Here is a 16,289-nt window from a genome sequence, read left to right on the forward strand (position 1 = left end):
AGCAGACCTGCGAGCTGCGACACAGCCCGACCCGAGCAAAGCGAGGGGCAGCCCCAAAATAACAGCAGTAATAAACCCTAAACAGTATAGATTAGGCAAATAAAACAATTAGTTACCACAGATATAAATCAAGTATAAACACAAAAAAGGGTATTGTCAAGTTTTGGCTAAAAAAAGACAAAAAAAAGGCCACTCGTCCAGAGGAGAGTGGCTAAAAGCTTTAGGATAACGGGTTTAGAACTCGCTAGCCTTTGCCTGATTATTTTTATAGACGAAAGCGCCTGGAAAATCTTCTTTAACTTTTTGGAGCTGCATATAGGCCTCTAATTTAGTGTAGTAGGCGCCCCAATTGAGTCGGTAATAAGGTTGTTTGTAGGTCCAGTTGGCTTTTTTTTCTTCTTTTCGGTTAAATCGCGTTTGTTTTTCCAGCAAATCGTATTTATCGCGGCTCACCATAAGTTGGATTCCCCAGGCCTTAATTTCTCGATCTTCTTCAAAGTTGAGTTCTTTTCGGAGGTCGAGTAATCGTCGGATGCTAGGCTCCTCATTTTTTTCGATGGCTTGCTGGCCGCTGAGTAGATTTAGGGAAAAAAGGCTAAAAAGGAGTAAAAAGAAGGGACGCATAAGCTTATTTTTTGGCGGCTTGAGTTAATTCGAGGCCAGAAGAGGTCCCAATCGGCTAGCGCCGGCCTGAATAAGTTGTTGGGCTTGTTCTGGGGTTTTGATTCCGCCAGAGGCCTTAATTTTCACTGTAGATCCTTTGAGAAAGCCTTTGAGTTGGCGGACCACCTCGGGGCTAGCTCCTCCTTGAAAACCGGTAGATGTTTTGACATAATCTACGCCAATTTCCATACAAATATCGCAGAGGCGCTGCATTTGGATATTATCGAGCAGGCTAGTTTCTAGAATCACCTTGAGGGTACTGCCGTGTAGGTGCACCGCCCGAGTAACCGAGTCGATATCATTTTGCACATAACTCCACTCGCCATCCATAACGGCGGCAAGATTGACGACCATATCGACCTCATCGGCTCCTTCGGCGGTAGCTCTTTTGGCCTCTTCTACTTTTGCAGAGATGGTCGAGTAGCCCATAGGAAAGCCTATGACGGTAACAATTTTGGGACGTTGCTCAAAATTGGCTAAAAAGTACTTGGCCGTATTAACGTAAAAAGGCGGGATGCACACCCCTGCAAATTTATGATCGATAGCTTCCTGACAAAGTTGTTCGATGTCAGAAGAACTAGCATTTGCTTTTAAAAAAGTATGTTCTATAGCGTCAGCTAAATTCATAGCCTATATAGTTATGTGTTGAATGACAAAATTTGTCCTTTAGGGGGCTAAATTACGGATTAAATTATAAAGTTGCGGTCTTGACTTCTCTATTTTTTATTAGCTGCACTCATTTAGTGCAAAAACTTTTCCTTAGCGCCGAGTTTTCTCCTCTTTTTATCTGCTTCAAGATTGTTTTGGGCTAAAAGTAAGGGGGGAAATAACTAAAGCTTAAAGTAAAAACTTGAGGAAAGTTTTAGATTATTTTTCACAACTATATATTTTTCTATCTTTGTAGTTAGCAAGCAAATCAGCATAAATCGAAGGCATAATTAACTACTACCTATCTTAGCTAATTCAGAACCACGATTTACTATGTTTTTCCATCCCCCCTACTTAAGTTATAGCATTAAGCAATTTAATGCTATAGCAGAACCTGAGTTGTCTAGAGACTACCATCGGAAGCATTTGGAGGTTTTAGCGGCTTTTGGTGTTGGCCCCTTGGGTTCTACTTTATCCCCTTGGTATAATCAGCCAGCTGTCACTGTTTTTGCTGTTTATGATGAATTTGATGAAATGCTAGCTGGAATTCGTTTAGAGCGCCTAGAGCAGCAACCTTATGAGCTACCGCTCAGCCATGCTATTTGTGTAGACAGCCCCGACTTACTTCCTAAAATTGGTCGTCATAAAGGCCAACTTGCTGAAATCTGTGGAGCTTGGGTAGCTACTACAGCAAGAAAGTGTGGACTATTGCAACATTTGATTGGTCTTTGTATAGATCAGGGAAAAAAAATGCAGCTAGACTATTTGTTAGCGATGCCTCCTGAGCATACAAAGGGCATATTTACGGAATATGGCTTTAGCCCTGTCCCTAATGCCTTTGGCCGAAGCGAGTATTGTTATCCAGATGATCGCTACAAGTCTACTTTAATGGAACTAGATTTATCTCTTCAACTTGCTCAAGCCAGTCCGGCTACTTGCAGCTAACTTCAACTAAACATGTACTCTACTTCTACTCTAGAAGAATACTTAAAAAGTATTCTTCCAGCCACTACTATATCTATGGCGCCTAAGGCAGCCAAAGAAAACCTCACCGAATACCAGGCTCCAGATATTATTGCCGAGCTGCGCCCAACTAGCCAAGAAGAATTGGCGGCTATTTTAGCCTTAGCCCAAGAAGAAGGGCTTAAACTATACCCTATTAGCTCTGGCTTTAACTGGGGGCTAGGGTCAAAGCTCCCTGTAGAGGGGCCCGCTATTTTGATTAACCTTAATCAATGGAAGTCTATAGAGGTATCTGAGGAACTAGAATATGCAATCATTGGCGCTGGAGTAACTCAAAAAGACCTACATGACTACCTAGAAAGACATCAGCTAGCACTAAAATTCCCACTCACCGGATCTTCTCAATCAACAAGTATCCTGGGCAATATTCTAGATCGTGGCGCTTCTGCCTTTTTTCATAGACGCCAACGCCTTTTGGGCCTAGAAATCTTGCTCCCTTCAGGCAAATGGCTACAAACAGGCCTCTGGCATTTTCACAAAACCTCTAGCTCCCCACCACCACTTTATTATGCCGCTGGCCTAGGCCCCGACCTTAACGGACTGTTCACGCAATCTAATCTAGGAATCACAACTAGAGCCATTATCCAATTACAACCGCAAAGCAGCGGAATTCTTTTTTTTGCCGACTTCCAAGAGGAGCTGCTAATTCCTATGATCCAAAAGCTCAGAAAGCTCAGACAAGATAATATGCTCAATGAGGGAATTTTACTCACCAATAAAAATGACCCTCGAACCACTGAAGGCAACCCCTTTGACTACAATGGACAATGGACACTTATAGGCTCTTTTTCGGGCAGTGCTAGCCTTCTTCAGTTTTTACAAACAGAGTTATCCCTACAACTCGCCCAATATTGTCAAAAAATTGAGTTCGTTTCCAGCAATAGCACAACAAGCTGTAGCCACCCCTACCAAGAAGTACTAAGAGACCTCTATAATGGCTGCCCCTCAGATTATAGTATCCAAACTATGGCCAAACTCCAACAAACTTCTGTGCAATCAGCTCATGAAGTAGACAGCAATAAAAATTTTCCAGGTATGGCCGTCGCCCTTCTTGCAGTTCCTTTTCACGGCCCCTCTTGTCTAGAACTTATGGAGCTTATTTATAAGATTAGCCTCGATATGAAAGTTCGCCCTTTCTATAATCTTGCTAGCCTAGACGAAACTACCTTCGAAGGCTTTTTCCGCGTATATTTTGACCGGAATGACCCCGAAGCAAGCAAAAATGCAAAGAAATGGAGCCAAAGGGTCCTCCAAGAAGCAGCCGAAAAACTAGCCATTTTCCCCTATCGCCTATCTACTGAACAAATGGCCCTTTTTTGCCAAGATAAAGAGGATGCTTTCTGGCAAACTGTCAAACAAATTAAAAATAGCCTAGATCCCCAAAATTTAATCGCCCCCAAACGATACAATCTAGTCTAACAAAAAAAAAAAGATGGGGGCAGCCCAAAAGCTACCCCCATCAACCAATTCCAAAACTCAAAAACCAACTATAAGAACTTGTTTCTTCTATTATTCACTAGCTCTTTTCTAGACCTTTAGGGAGGGCCTTTCAGAAAACAGCCTTGTGCAAGGCCTTAGGGAGGGCCTGTTCTATCCTACTGCATTATTTCAGCAGCTCAGTAGTATACTCGTTCTTCAAGTATTTCTTCCACTCAGAAAACTGAGTCGTATATAATTATAGGGAATTATGTCTTTCTTTTCTGCAGCTGTATGGCCTGCTGACTCTGCTTAATCTGCTCTTTTTGAGCCTTTATAGCCTCCTCTTGCTCCAATAGGATCTCCTCCTCTTTTCCCTTTTCTTCCTCTACTTCTCCTATTTTTGCCTCTATTTTCGCTATCTCCTCTTGGTATTTTTCAATCTTCTTGGCCAATTTAGCGATGGCCTTTTCCTGCTTTTTTGCCTCTTTTTCCTGCAGCTTCAAAGCCGCTTTTTCTTCCTTCTCCCTCGCTTTCAAAATATCTAAAAAGATAAGGCTCGCAAATTCTTGCATGTACCCCCTAGCCAAATTGGCCCGATCCGGATACTCCTTGGCCGATAAATATACCGCCCCCAAATTACACCAAAGCACAAATTCTAAACTGTCCTCCCCCACGATCACGGTCCGAACATACAAATCAACGGTGTTGGTGCTCATGTCCTTAATCCGCGCATCATCCGTAAACATCCGATCCTCCCCCTTCTCGTACTTGGCCTTTTTCTTAAACTTTTTCTTGCTGTATTTGGCCCAAGCCTTTTTTACCAACTTACTATCCCCCGTCGGCAAAGTCATCACAAAAGCAGACTGACTGCCCTCCGAAAGCGTCCGAAACTCGTCTACTATGCTCGCCTCTAACTGCCCAAATGCAGCAGCAGACCAAAGCAAGGCAATAAATAATAAGTACAGGGATCTCATAAGGTTAATAAGTTGTTCTTCGCTATAAGTTAAGCGCTTAATTAGCAACTCATCTTAATGCTGTGCAAATCTATAAAATTTCTATATATCTAAAAGCAGCAATTATGTTAAAATTAGACCTTAACAAATTGGTAAGGATTTGTTCAAATGCCAATTTAAAGCTGCCTTAAGTTAAGTCTTTAGACTCATTCTAATTAAGCGGATTTTAAGTTCTTTTTCTCTTTTTTTGGGGCTGCCCCTCGCTTCGCTCGGGTCGCTCCCCTCCGCAGCTCGCAGCTCTGCTCGGCCCTGCGGCAGCTGTGCTGCCTGGGTCGGCCGCGATGCGGCCCTGCTGCGGGCAGCTCAGCCGGCTGCCGGGCCTTCGGCCCGGCTCAAAACCGGCCCAAGGGCCGGTAGTGGGCGCCCTGCGGGCGCCAAAGCTGGACCACTAATAGAGCCGAAGCTCTACTCGGCGGTCTTCCAAGGCATTCCCCTCCGATTTCCGCTCCCCAAAGGCCGCTACCGTTATCCGATCGGCCCCTAGCTGAGCCCGCTCCAATAAATAACGCTTTACCGCCTCGGCTCTAGCCGCAGATAGGGCCTCATTTTTTTGGCTGTTGCCCGTTTTGCTGGCATAGCCCGCAATGTCCAACTTTAAGTTGGGCTGCTGCTGCATAATGCTGCCAATAAGGTCCAAACTTCGCTGCGCCTGAATACTAAGCTCCGCAGAAGCATTGGCAAAGTAAATTCGGCTGTTGTATTGCCCCGCCTTGGCCCTCGGCTGCTCTTTTAGCTGCCGATTGAGGTCGCCTAGCATGCCTACAGATTGCTTGATTTCTCGCAGTTCTTGCTTCAATCGGCGATTTTCTGCCTGCAAGGCCGCTAGTTCTGCCTCATTTTGTTGTTGAGGCAAAGCCGCCAGTTCTGCTTCTTTTTGCTCCAAAGCCGCTTTTAAGTCAGCTAACTCTTTGGTTTTCAAAGCTAGGTCCATTAGGGCCGCAGAATCGGCTAGTTGGCGGTAAACGGTATCAACAACTACTAGACGCTGTTCTTCGGCTTGGGTCACAGAATCTCGGCGCATTTTTTTCAAATCTAAGCGCAATTGGGCCAATTTTTCTTGTAGCTCTTCCTTGTTATCATAATAAATGATGGTCGTATCTCGCTGGTCTCTGGCTTGCTGTAGTTCTTGCTCTAACGCCAAACGCTTGGCCTCGGCAGCAGCCAAAAGACTGTCATTGGCCCCCTCATTGATGGCCCGCATAGCCAACCCCAAATTGGCCAAACTTACTTGTAGGTCCAACAACTGCTGACTGCTGTCCTGCATCTGCATATCGATGAGCTCCAATTGCTTGTTGAGCCCCAAAAGCTCAGCCTGGACCGTACTGTCAAAACGAGGCAGCTGCTGCTCTATGATAATAATAGAATCCCGCTCAATGATTTCGGTTTCTGTTTTGGTCAAATAAACGGTATCTATTTGGACCAAGGTGTCTCGGATCACTTCTACTTTCTGCTCTTGCTGATAAACCGTATCTACTCGACTTTGGCCCGCTTCTACTACAGTATCTATTTGGACCAATTGCTGCTCTCGATATACCGTATCTACTTGATAGATGGTATCTCGCTTGATGAGCGTAGGCAAACTGTCTATGGTCCTAATTTCTATATTTTGCCCCCCTTTTTGCTGCCGCAACCATCTCCAACGGATTTCATTTAGGGCCTGCTCATGCTCGAGCTGTTCTCGCAATAGGGCTTGTTCTCGTAGCAGCTCGTTTCTAAGCTTTTCTATATTTTGGGCCTCTTGTTCTTGGGCCAATAAAAGTTCTTGTTGTTGTTGCTCTGCCTCCAAAAGCGCCAAGCGATTGGCCAAGTGATTAGTTGCGGGAGTAGCGGCATAGGTCTCTACTGGCTGTGTTTCTCCTACTTTTTCTGTCTTCGTTTTTTGACTGCTAGCTTGGCTGCTATCTGCGGCTTGGGCGGCTTCTCTGGTTTGGAGTAAGCTCAATTCATTGGTAAAAATGATGGGGGCATCAAATTCGCTACTGCTCCAGCCAAAGCTGTAATACAGCCCCAAAGAGTTGTAGCTAAAGGCATCAAAATTACGGTTATCCGATCCTCTTTTTTGGCCCTGTTGGTTGCTAGGATTGGCCGCATAGGCTTGGGCCGTACTATTATAGTTGTCGGGATAATCGCCACTGACGTCATCCAAATAATCGCTAAAGGTATAATAGAACTGCGTTTGTAGCTGTAGGCTTAGGCGTTGGGCCAGGCGAAACTTGAGCCCTAGGCCCAAACTGGCCTGCCAGGTCCAAGGCGAATAATTTTGGCCCTCTGTTTCTAGTTCTTGCAGATCGGTTTCAAAGATGCCATCCTGCTCTATTTCAAAGGCGAGATGAGCATTAGGGTCATTTTCGGCTAAATTATAAATTCGGCCATCGGACCAATAATGGTAGCGCTGTCCATTGGCCAAATACAAATCGGCTTTGCTGCTAAAGTGGCTAAAGCCGAGGCCCAAAGAGAAAAAGGGCGTACAAAAAGCATTGGGGCCAAAAATGCGGCCATTATCGGTATAATACACCAGATCGGCTTGGCCGCTATAGAGCTGCATTTCGGCATTGAGGGCACGGTCAAAGTAAGGGTCATCGCTTTGCAGCTCGCCTGCTCGGTTTTGGTAGCGGTCATTGGCCTGCATGAGGTGGCTACTGCCCGAAAAGCGGAGGGTCCAGGCGGCAGACAGTCGTTTTTCTAGGGCAATTTGATAACTTAAGTAGCGGGCCATCTCCTCGGCATTGCCATAAGCAGATTGGTAGGTCCAGGGGCGCTCGTTGAGGTCGCCATAATATTGGCTAAAGCCCGTAGAAGCGCCAATTTTCCAGTGAAAATCGGTTTGTTGGGCCTGTAAAAAGAGCGAAGAGAATAAAAAAGCCGTGAGCAAAGGGAAATATCTAGACATAGGAAGAAGCGTTTAGTTGAGGGAGGAAGTTTTGCGGTGGACAGGCGGCGAAGCCGCCGCAGGCCTAGCTGCCTGTAAGGGTGGCGCAAAGCGCCAGACCCAGCCGCCGAAGGCGGCGCAGGGCCGAGCAGAACTGCGAGCCCCGAAAGGGAGCGGCGGGCGCAGCCCGCAGGCCCCAAAAAAAATACTTAACGCTCTAACTTTGCCGTCAGGTTAATTTGGACGCTAATGCCAAAATTTGGACGCACATACACGCGGCTACCTAGGCCCGAAATCTGGCCTGCCGTATTGGCCTCCTCCAAGAAAGTGGCGCCCGCATTGAGGTAAATAAACTGATACAATTTATGGCTGAGCCCTAGATATACTGGGCGTTTGAAGATAGGGCCGCTGAGGTCGTTGCCATTTTGGCCTAGGTCCTTAAAGTTATTGACATAGGCGCCCACCGTGATGGCCGTATTGCTGAGAATTCGGGGGGCAAAAGCGCGCTTGCCCAAGGGAAAAGCTAGGCCAATAAAGGCCGCATTGCCGATTGAAAGATTAGAAAAATCGCCATCGACATAAGTGCCGCCATAGCCGAGTTGGATAGACAATTGGCGGTCGGTTTTCTCGGTTTCATAGTCGTTGATATAGCGGCTATCGCTCAATTTGGCCAAATTGGTCTGTAGAATTTGGTCCAATTCGCCATGAATAAGGGTTTTGAGATCGGCGATCAGTTTTTTGCGGTATTCAGCACGGGCCTCATCCTTAGTTTTGCCCAAAAAGAGGAACTTCCCCTTAGACAACTTGGCCTTTTCGATTCGGCGGAGCGTCTGTTTGATAATATCAGAAAAGCCCTCAAACTGAATATTGGTAGCGCTGCGGTAGTGTTTTAGGCCCGTTTTGACAATCTTATTCAGGTCGGTTATCACCTGATGATTGCTTCTATTGAGCTGAATGCTGCTCTTGCTCAGGCCAAAAGTTTGTTCTAAATAGGCATCTAGATGTTGGTAGAGTTGGCTCTGCAGGGCCTTTTGTTCTTGGGCCGTGATGGGCCGAAAAAAGCTAATTTTAAAATCGTATTCCGTACTTCCCCGCAACTTATAGTTAATGGGGAGATTAAACTCGGTGGTGAGCTTATCAAAGGGGCGTTTCCAGGCCGCCACATAAAGCGGCAGGCGTTTTTCGCTACCCTTATCATTATAGACCGCAATTTCTACATAATTGACCTCTTGCGGGGCCTTTCCCTGCAGCAAAATATGGGTTTCGGCAGGCAGGGGTTGGTTATTATTAAAGGCCGCCTTTTCATAGTCAAAACTAACGGCTTTATGCTGCCCAAAAAGAGAAGGCGCAGCAAAAAAAGAAAGGAATAGGAAGGGGTACAAGTACTTCATAGTTTGTTATTTGGGCTAGTCGCTACTAGCTTGTTTATATATTTTTACTTCTTCTTGAATAAATTTTTGGCTGGGGATCACCACTTTTTCATTTTCGGTTTGTAGGGTAATGGCAATGCTACTAATGTCGATGATTTGGCCGCGAATGCCTTTAACCTCGACCTCCTGCCCTACTTCAAACAGCCGCTTGCCATAAAAGCCCGCCAAAATATTGGCCAAAACATCTCTGGAGGCAAAACCGTAGGCAATGGCCGCCGAGCCCATAATGGCCCCCAAAATGATAAAGAGATTAGAGCTAATGATAGAGGTATCAATCCCGGCCTGTTGGAGGGCCGTCAGACTAATAATGATAAAAATCATGTAATACACGATCTGGCTAATGATCTTGCCTGCACCAATGCCCAAAGAGGCCGTAGCCCCCTTAATTACATCGCGAACCAAGCCCGCCGCAAAGCCTCCAATCACAAAGAGGACAATGGCCGAGAAGAGAGTGGGCAAATAGCTAATTAGCTTAGAAATTTCCTTAGAGATAACGGTCCAGCCCAAAATATCTGAGGCCGTGGTAATCACCAACAACATCACTAGCCAATAGGCCATTTTGCCCATTAGCTCGCTTGGCGTTTTCTTAATATTGGCCTTCTCTAAAAAAGAAGAAAGCTGAATCCGCTCCGCCAATTGATCAAAACGAGCCTTTTTGAGCAATTTACTCAGCCCTTTATTGAGCAACTTGGCCATAAAGAGCCCGCCCAAAAAAACAAATAGCGCCCCAAATAAAGCAGGCAAAGCCGACATAATGGCCGAGGTGGTGGCTTGTAATGAAGCAAAAAACAACTCGGTCCACTTACTAATATCTCCCATGATTAACAAAAATTTGAGGCTATTGTTCAACAGTAGCCCAATCTACTAATAGAGGCCAAAGCCTGGCCTTAGTCACATTATTTTTTCTTTTTTTCTAGCTTTTCACTGCAATCTCCCAAGAGCTGAAAATTGGCCTTAAAAAAAGTTGGCCCAAATAAATCGAGAAACTCCCCCACCAACTTTAGGGTTTCGAGCTCCGAAATGACCACCTTTTTGAGCTTCTCGGGCGGCTGCTTGTCCAAATGCATATTTTTAAACAAATCTTTCATCTTTCCTATTTTTTAGCTGGAGAAATACAGGAGGCCAACCACTCTCGGCCCCTTTTCAATCGCATCTTAATAGCACTTTCGCCCATTTCTAGGGCCTCCGCCATCTGCTTTATGCTCATCTCTGCATAATAGCGCATAGACAACACTACGCTATAATCCTTTTTGATATTGGCCAGACAACGTTGCAATTCTTTCACATTGGCCTCCAATAATTCTTGCTGCTCGGCCTCAATGTCATCCTCGCTCATTATATCAAATTCTTCGGGCACCTCCTCTTCTTTCCTCCGCTTGTTCTTCCGAAAATGCTGCATACAATGGTTGTAGGAAATCGTATTGACCCACAAAGAAAAGTTGGCCCGCCCTTCAAATTGCGACAATTTGGTAAAGATCTTTAGCATAATATCATGCGTCAAATCTTCCGCCAAAGCCTCTCGCTTGACCAAAGAAACCGCCTTCCGATACACCAAAGGCGCATAACGATCATACAAAATCCCAAATAAATCACTCTGCCCCTCTTGCACAATCAATTGCACCAGTTCCTCATCGGTCAAAGCCGATTGCTCGGCCCTCGTTTTTGCTTGCATAGTCTAAGGATTTCATTTTGCCCAATTGCAGTAAAATTGACGCTCATTTCTATTTTCAAGATACAACTTTTTCAGAATTATTAAATTCTTTCCTCTTTTCTTGAACCCCTTAGCCCTCACTTAGTTTAGAACTAAAGCAAAGCTTAGTTTAATTCTAAAAATAAGCTTATATTTGTTTGCCCTTTGGGGCCTCCGCTGCGGCTTCGCCTTGCGGCGGTTACTCCCTTTGGTCGTCGAACTGCGGCCTAAAGGCCTTGTTGTCGTTACGCAGCTCGCTGTTCGCTCGGCCCTGCGCCGCTTTCAGCGGCTGGGTCTGGCCTAACGGCCACTGCTGCACATCGCTAGGCCTGCGGGCCTTCGGCCCTGTAGATCGCTTTTTTTGTCCTGAATTCAGGCTTCCACTTTTCAATATAATTGACACTGATTATGAGCCAACTCTTGCAAAATGCCCAAGAAAACCTCAACGCTAATGGTTTTCTAGATCTAGAAGTAGATCCCACTTTGGACCTCGTCCAAGAAATCGAAAAACTCAAAAAGGAGAAGAACGCCATTATTTTGGCCCACTATTACCAAGAAAGCGAAATCCAAGATATTGCCGATTATATTGGCGATAGCCTCGGTTTGGCCCAACAAGCCGCCAATACCGATGCCGATATTATCGTTTTTGCGGGGGTCCACTTTATGGCCGAAACCGCCAAAATGCTCAACCCTAGCAAGAAGGTGCTTTTGCCCGACCTCAAAGCAGGTTGCTCTCTAGCCGATTCTTGCCCCGCTCCCATTTTCGCTAAGTTTAAGGAAAAACATCCCGATCATGTGGTCGTGAGCTATATTAACTGTACCGCAGACCTCAAAACGCTAACCGATGTTTGCTGTACTTCTACCAATGCTAAAGCCATTATTGATAGCATTCCAGAAGATAAACCTATCATCTTCGCTCCAGATAAAAATCTTGGCGCTTACCTCAATAAAGTAACGGGCCGCGACATGATTCTCTGGAACGGCTCCTGCATGGTCCATGAAATTTTCTCTCAAGAAAAGATCGTTAAGCTCAAAGAACGCCATCCCGATGCCCTGCTTATTGCCCATCCCGAATGTGAGGCCCACCTCCTCGATATGGCCGATCATGTAGGCTCTACTAGCTCTTTGCTCCGCTTTACCGCCGAGTCTACAGCTAAGGAGTTTATCGTCGCTACCGAAGTGGGCATTATCCACCAAATGGAAAAGGCCAATCCCGAAAAGACCTTTATTCCCGCTCCGCCCAATAATACTTGCGCCTGCAACGAGTGCCCCCACATGAAGCGCAATACCATGGAAAAACTTTATCTCTGCATGAAACACGAACTCCCCGAAATCCATCTGCAAGAAAAACAGATCGTAGAAGGCAGAAAATGTATCGATCGTATGCTAGAGGTTTCGGCTAAGGCTGGCTTTTAAGTAAAAAATAAATTGCTATGACTAACATTAGCCTCCAAGCAGCTTTAGCCGCTCTAGAGCAAGAGCAAAGCCTAAAAGGCTATCAGTTAGCCGAGCTAGAGCCTAAAGTAGAAGCCCTAATTGCTATGCAATTGAATAAATTGGGGCTGCTCATTCAAGAGCAACAAATTTACTATGAAGAGGAGGATATTCAAGATGATGCAGAAATAGATGACTATGACTGGAAAATCATCCCTCCCCGTCCACTCGACTAAAGCAAAAGGCCAAACCCAGAAGGGTTTGGCCTTTTTTATGGTCCAGAGGCGGGCGAAGCCCGCCCGGCTGAGGGATGGTAGGGGGTGGCCGAAGGCCAGGCCGAGCTTTTTTGAGCAAAGCGAAAAAAGCGATGGGCCAAGCGAGCAGCGAGCCCCCGCACAGCCCGACCCGGCCAAAGGCCGGGGCAGCCCCAAAACCTAAAGTACTGCCTGCAATTCTTCCCAGTGAATATCAGAATGAGAGCAATCCATCAGGGCCTGCCCATTTTGGACCACAATCAATTGCGGAGATTGGTGCATCACGCCCAATTCTTCGGCAATGGCGTTAGAGATTTCTCGGTAGGCGATGAGGTCCAAAAAGTACATCTTGGGCCCCTGCCCTTCTGCATAATCCCAGCTTCGCTCTAAGCGTCTTTTGGCCATCGAGCTGATGGAACAGCGGGTACTATGTTTAAACAAAACGATCTTTTCATTTTCCGATTGGGCCAAAGCGGCCTCCAAATCGTTTAGGCTGCGCAAAGGCTGCCAAGGCAGGGCCGCTTGTTGCTCTTCGCCCTCCTGCTTTCCAAATAACTGATCAAAAAATCCCATAGCTTTTATTTTATATGAGCGAGAACGCCCCCTTTTGCAAATAATTGATCCACCTTTTTACTGACGGCTGGATCCATTTCTAGTACTGGCGCATGATGCGGCTTGATGCGGGCATCCAAAATCAAAGGTCCCTTACAGCCCCAATGCTTAAACTCCACAAAACTATTGACCCCATAAATATCATGCGAGGGGTTGGTCCGGGTAAAAGCGGCCCACAAAAAGTTGTTGAGCGTTTGGGCCATAAAAGCCGAATCATCGGCCAAAATGATGAGCGGAAACTGCTCTAAATCTTGACCCGCCAGTTCTGTCGTCAATTGATCGAGCTCGGCCTTGGCGCTGCTTTGGTCCTTAAAAGCGGCAGCTTGAATGGCCAGTACTCCCGGCAAAACAAGCTGAGGCGACTTAAAGTTTTGCGGCAAACGCAGATGTCTAGGCAATTCGCGCCCAAGCTCCCGCAATTTTGGTCCACAACAAGCCATAACGACTTTTGAACCTTGGTTCCAGCCAGAACCCGAATAATCTAGGGTGTCGATGGTGGTTTTGGTCTGAAAATGCAGATCCCGCTCCCAATTGATCCGCTCGAGCACATGCTGGAAAAAATCGGGCATATCATGCGTATCTAAGGGCTGTGGCCGATCGCCATCGGCGGCAATGAGGAGAAATTTGGCCAATGAGGTTTGCCCACTGCCCAAAATTCGGTTCGCGATGGTCAAGATTTCCTCTGGCTGCCGCTCTCTAAAGGGCATATAGCGCTCGCTGCCCACGGCCAACAAAAGCGGATGCACCCCCGCCGCATCTACGGCATGTATGTCTTTGAGGCCCGGAAACTCTTGGGGCGTCAGCTCCTTGACCAGCTCATGAATCAGATAACCAAAGCTAGAATCCTCTGCTGGTGGGCGGCCCACTGCCGTAAAATGCCAAACGGCATCTTTGCGATGATAAACCTTGTCCACCTTCATATAGGGAAAATCATGCGTCAAGCTATAATAGCCCAGATGATCGCCAAAAGGCCCTTCGGGCTTCTTTTTGCCCTTGACGACCTCTCCCGTAATGCAAAAATCAGCATCGGCAGAAAGTAAATAATCATCCTCCCAAAAGTAGCGAAAAGCCCGACCGTTCAGCAGGCCCGCAAAGGTCATTTCCGATAAACCCTCGGGCAAAGGCATAATGGCCGAAAAAGCATGAGAGGGCGGTCCCCCCACAAAAATACTGACCTTAAAAGGGTCATCTGTTTGATTGTATTGGCTATGATGCACCCCAATTCCCCGATGAATTTGGTAGTGCAAACCAATTTCCTCATCCATTTTATAGTCATTGCCCGACAGCTGAATGCGGTACATCCCCAAATTAGAGTGCATCACATTGCGGTCTTTGGGCGGCATACTCAACACCTGCGGCAGGGTAATAAAGGCCCCGCCATCCATGGGCCAAGCCTGAATTTGTGGCAGGTCCGAGATTTTACACTCGCCATATTTTACGGGTTTGCGCCAAGCTTTTCGGGGCAGGCCCGTTAGGGCCGTAAAGGGCGTACCGAGATAACGGCCTGGCTTTTTCATGAGCTGCATGGGGTCAATTTTCAGCTCAATGACCTTTTGCACCTTGGCCAAAGTATGGCGAAACAAGAAACGGGTTCGCTCAAAAGTGCCGTATAAATTAGATACAGCGGGGAATTTACTGCCCTTCACATTTTCAAAAAGGATAGCCGGCCCCTTAGCATCAAATACCCGCCAATGGATTTCTGCCATTTCCAAATAAGGGTCTACCTCTTGTTTTATCCGAACCAACTGCCCTGTTTGTTCTAAATCCAGGAGGGCCTGTTTCATGCTTTTATATGCCATATTTCGTCTTGCTTTTTGATTTTAACAAGCGGGGCAAAAATAGGTTGATTTTTTTCTTTTTTGGGAGCTCTCTTTATTTTTTTTGGGGCCTCCTGCCTGCGGCAGGCGCTACGCTTCAGGGCTCGCAGGTCTGCTCGGCCCTGCGGCCTGCGGCCTTGGTCTGCGGCTTCGCCGCCCCCTTTCGCATCGCTAGGCCGCTCCACAGTTTTTCTTCTTTTGGCTTTCTTCTTCGGCGGTTAAATTCATGAGGGGCTTAGCCCTCATTCATAAATAATTGCGCAGCAATACCGTTTTTAAAAGGGCCGAAGGCCCGCGGCTGAGGGGCTGTAGCAGGGCCGCCGAAGGCGGCAGACCAAAGCGGCGCAGCCGCTGCAGGGCCGAGCAGACCTGCGAGCTGCGCAATGGCCCGACCCGGACGATCATTCATGAGGGTTTTAACCCTCATTTTGTATCGCTTCGCAAAGCGATACCGCTTTGCGCTGGGTTTTAACCCGGCGGAAGGGGCAGCCCCAAAAAAATAGCCAGCACTAATTTATAGCACTGGCCGTTAATAGGTACGATTTCAGTCCTTAATTAAGGCAATAGGAAATTAAAGCTAATGCCATTAAAGCTAAATGTGACAGCGGCATCGCAATCGCCATTACCAAAGTTAATCACTCTAGGGTCGCCATTATTGGGCGTCAATTCAATTTCTCCGGCGGTAATCCACTTACAATTGAGGCGGCGGATTAGGGGCTCGGTAATTTCTGAGGTATAAGCAGAGCCATTGCGGTTTACGCCAGAAGAGTTGCCTGTAATGCTATAGACATCATCGCGGATACCGGCTAGGCCATCGCTAAAGAAGGTAGTACTTTCGCCTTCGGTCCATTCGTAGCTAGTGGTTCCTTCCCAAGAAATGGTATTGCCATCGGGGTCGATAATTTGGCCATTATCCACCTCTACAGAATAAGACATATTGCCGGCGGTATTGCGGCCATTATTGGTCACGGTTACATCGGCTTCAATGGCATAATCATTTACGCTATAATTCTGCAGATCGATAGTAACGGTAGTTCCTGCATCTCTCCAGCGGCCAGTAAATACGGCCTGAATGCTTCCGGAGCGCAGGCGGCCATCGCTGCCCAAGCAAGCCGAATCATAATCAATTGTTACAGTATTGGGGAAGTTGCCCAAGGTGTCGGAGAGCGTCACATTAGCGCAGCTCTTGAGGTTACCATCAGATTGGGCGGTTTCATCTACCTGTTTGTAGACATCTTGAAAGAGCTCTGAAGAAACGGCATTATCCTGCGTAAAGGTCCAGTCGGCATTATCTCTTTTGAAGCAAGAGCTCAGGAGCAGAGAGGCGCCAAAAACAAAGAGTGCAGCGCTCAGCAAATTGATTTTCATAGTCCTATTTTTTTTAATAAAGGGGGAGTTATTTTTCTACTTTATAGAC

The 16,289-nt window shown here is 46.6% G+C and carries 15 protein-coding genes; 4 read left to right on the top strand and 11 right to left on the bottom strand.

Translation table 11 applies throughout. The features are described 5' to 3' along the window. Positions 1–234: 234 nt before the first annotated feature. Positions 235–624, bottom strand: coding sequence for a sporulation protein (locus tag OP864_RS06855; protein ID WP_270100504.1), 390 nt, complete (start codon positions 622–624; stop codon positions 235–237). Positions 625–648: 24 nt separating this feature from the next. After that, on the bottom strand, positions 649–1,290 hold the full coding sequence (gene deoC / locus OP864_RS06860) for a deoxyribose-phosphate aldolase (RefSeq protein WP_270100505.1): 642 nt from the start codon (positions 1,288–1,290) through the stop codon (positions 649–651). A gap of 354 nt (positions 1,291–1,644) precedes the next feature. Here deoC and OP864_RS06865 point away from each other — a divergent pair, with 354 nt between their 5' ends. Both OP864_RS06865 and OP864_RS06870 read left to right on the top strand, forming a co-directional pair. Further along, entirely contained in the window at positions 1,645–2,256 is a 612-nt protein-coding gene (locus OP864_RS06865) for a hypothetical protein (protein WP_270100506.1), read from the top strand. Between the two features lie 12 nt (positions 2,257–2,268). Then, positions 2,269–3,753: an FAD-binding oxidoreductase gene (locus OP864_RS06870; RefSeq protein WP_270100507.1), complete on the top strand. Its 1,485-nt coding sequence runs from the start codon at positions 2,269–2,271 to the stop codon at positions 3,751–3,753. Between the two features lie 266 nt (positions 3,754–4,019). Here OP864_RS06870 and OP864_RS06875 read toward each other — a convergent pair whose 3' ends face one another. From OP864_RS06875 to OP864_RS06900, 6 genes are all read right to left on the bottom strand, one after another. Next, entirely contained in the window at positions 4,020–4,727 is a 708-nt protein-coding gene (locus OP864_RS06875; RefSeq protein WP_270100508.1) for a ValS family protein, read from the bottom strand. Positions 4,728–5,154: 427 nt separating this feature from the next. Next, on the bottom strand, positions 5,155–7,656 hold the full coding sequence (locus tag OP864_RS06880) for an OmpA family protein (protein WP_270100509.1): 2,502 nt from the start codon (positions 7,654–7,656) through the stop codon (positions 5,155–5,157). A 188-nt stretch (positions 7,657–7,844) separates the two neighbouring features. Continuing rightward, the gene (locus tag OP864_RS06885; protein ID WP_270100510.1) at positions 7,845–9,026 is read right to left on the bottom strand and encodes a hypothetical protein; all 1,182 of its coding nucleotides are present in this window, start codon (positions 9,024–9,026) and stop codon (positions 7,845–7,847) included. A gap of 15 nt (positions 9,027–9,041) precedes the next feature. Beyond that, on the bottom strand, positions 9,042–9,884 hold the full coding sequence (locus OP864_RS06890; RefSeq protein ID WP_270100511.1) for a mechanosensitive ion channel family protein: 843 nt from the start codon (positions 9,882–9,884) through the stop codon (positions 9,042–9,044). A 77-nt stretch (positions 9,885–9,961) separates the two neighbouring features. Beyond that, positions 9,962–10,153 carry a hypothetical protein gene (locus OP864_RS06895; protein ID WP_002659125.1) on the bottom strand — a complete coding sequence of 64 codons (192 nt, stop codon included), beginning with the start codon at positions 10,151–10,153 and terminating at the stop codon, positions 9,962–9,964. A gap of 5 nt (positions 10,154–10,158) precedes the next feature. Further along, positions 10,159–10,737 carry an RNA polymerase sigma factor gene (locus OP864_RS06900; protein WP_270100512.1) on the bottom strand — a complete coding sequence of 193 codons (579 nt, stop codon included), beginning with the start codon at positions 10,735–10,737 and terminating at the stop codon, positions 10,159–10,161. Positions 10,738–11,163: 426 nt separating this feature from the next. On the opposite strand from OP864_RS06900, the gene nadA reads away from it, so the two are divergent. Further along, a complete protein-coding gene (gene nadA, locus OP864_RS06905) occupies positions 11,164–12,171 on the top strand; it encodes a quinolinate synthase NadA (protein ID WP_002659122.1) in 1,008 nt (335 codons plus the stop codon). 17 nt (positions 12,172–12,188) lie between these two features. Continuing rightward, a complete protein-coding gene (locus OP864_RS06910; RefSeq protein WP_002659120.1) occupies positions 12,189–12,425 on the top strand; it encodes a hypothetical protein in 237 nt (78 codons plus the stop codon). Between the two features lie 198 nt (positions 12,426–12,623). Here OP864_RS06910 and ytxJ read toward each other — a convergent pair whose 3' ends face one another. The 3 genes from ytxJ to OP864_RS06925 all read right to left on the bottom strand — a co-directional run bounded on the left by ytxJ (position 12,624) and on the right by OP864_RS06925 (position 16,240). Continuing rightward, a complete protein-coding gene (gene ytxJ, locus OP864_RS06915) occupies positions 12,624–13,016 on the bottom strand; it encodes a bacillithiol system redox-active protein YtxJ (RefSeq protein ID WP_270100514.1) in 393 nt (130 codons plus the stop codon). A 5-nt stretch (positions 13,017–13,021) separates the two neighbouring features. After that, positions 13,022–14,854, bottom strand: a complete 1,833-nt coding sequence (locus tag OP864_RS06920) for a UbiD family decarboxylase (RefSeq protein ID WP_349294436.1) — start codon at positions 14,852–14,854, stop codon at positions 13,022–13,024. Between the two features lie 573 nt (positions 14,855–15,427). After that, positions 15,428–16,240, bottom strand: coding sequence for a hypothetical protein (locus OP864_RS06925; protein ID WP_270100516.1), 813 nt, complete (start codon positions 16,238–16,240; stop codon positions 15,428–15,430). Between the last annotated feature and the right edge of the window lie 49 nt (positions 16,241–16,289).

This window comes from Saprospira grandis, from assembly GCF_027594745.1.
In the GTDB taxonomy this organism is placed as follows: Bacteria; Bacteroidota; Bacteroidia; order Chitinophagales; family Saprospiraceae; genus Saprospira; species Saprospira grandis.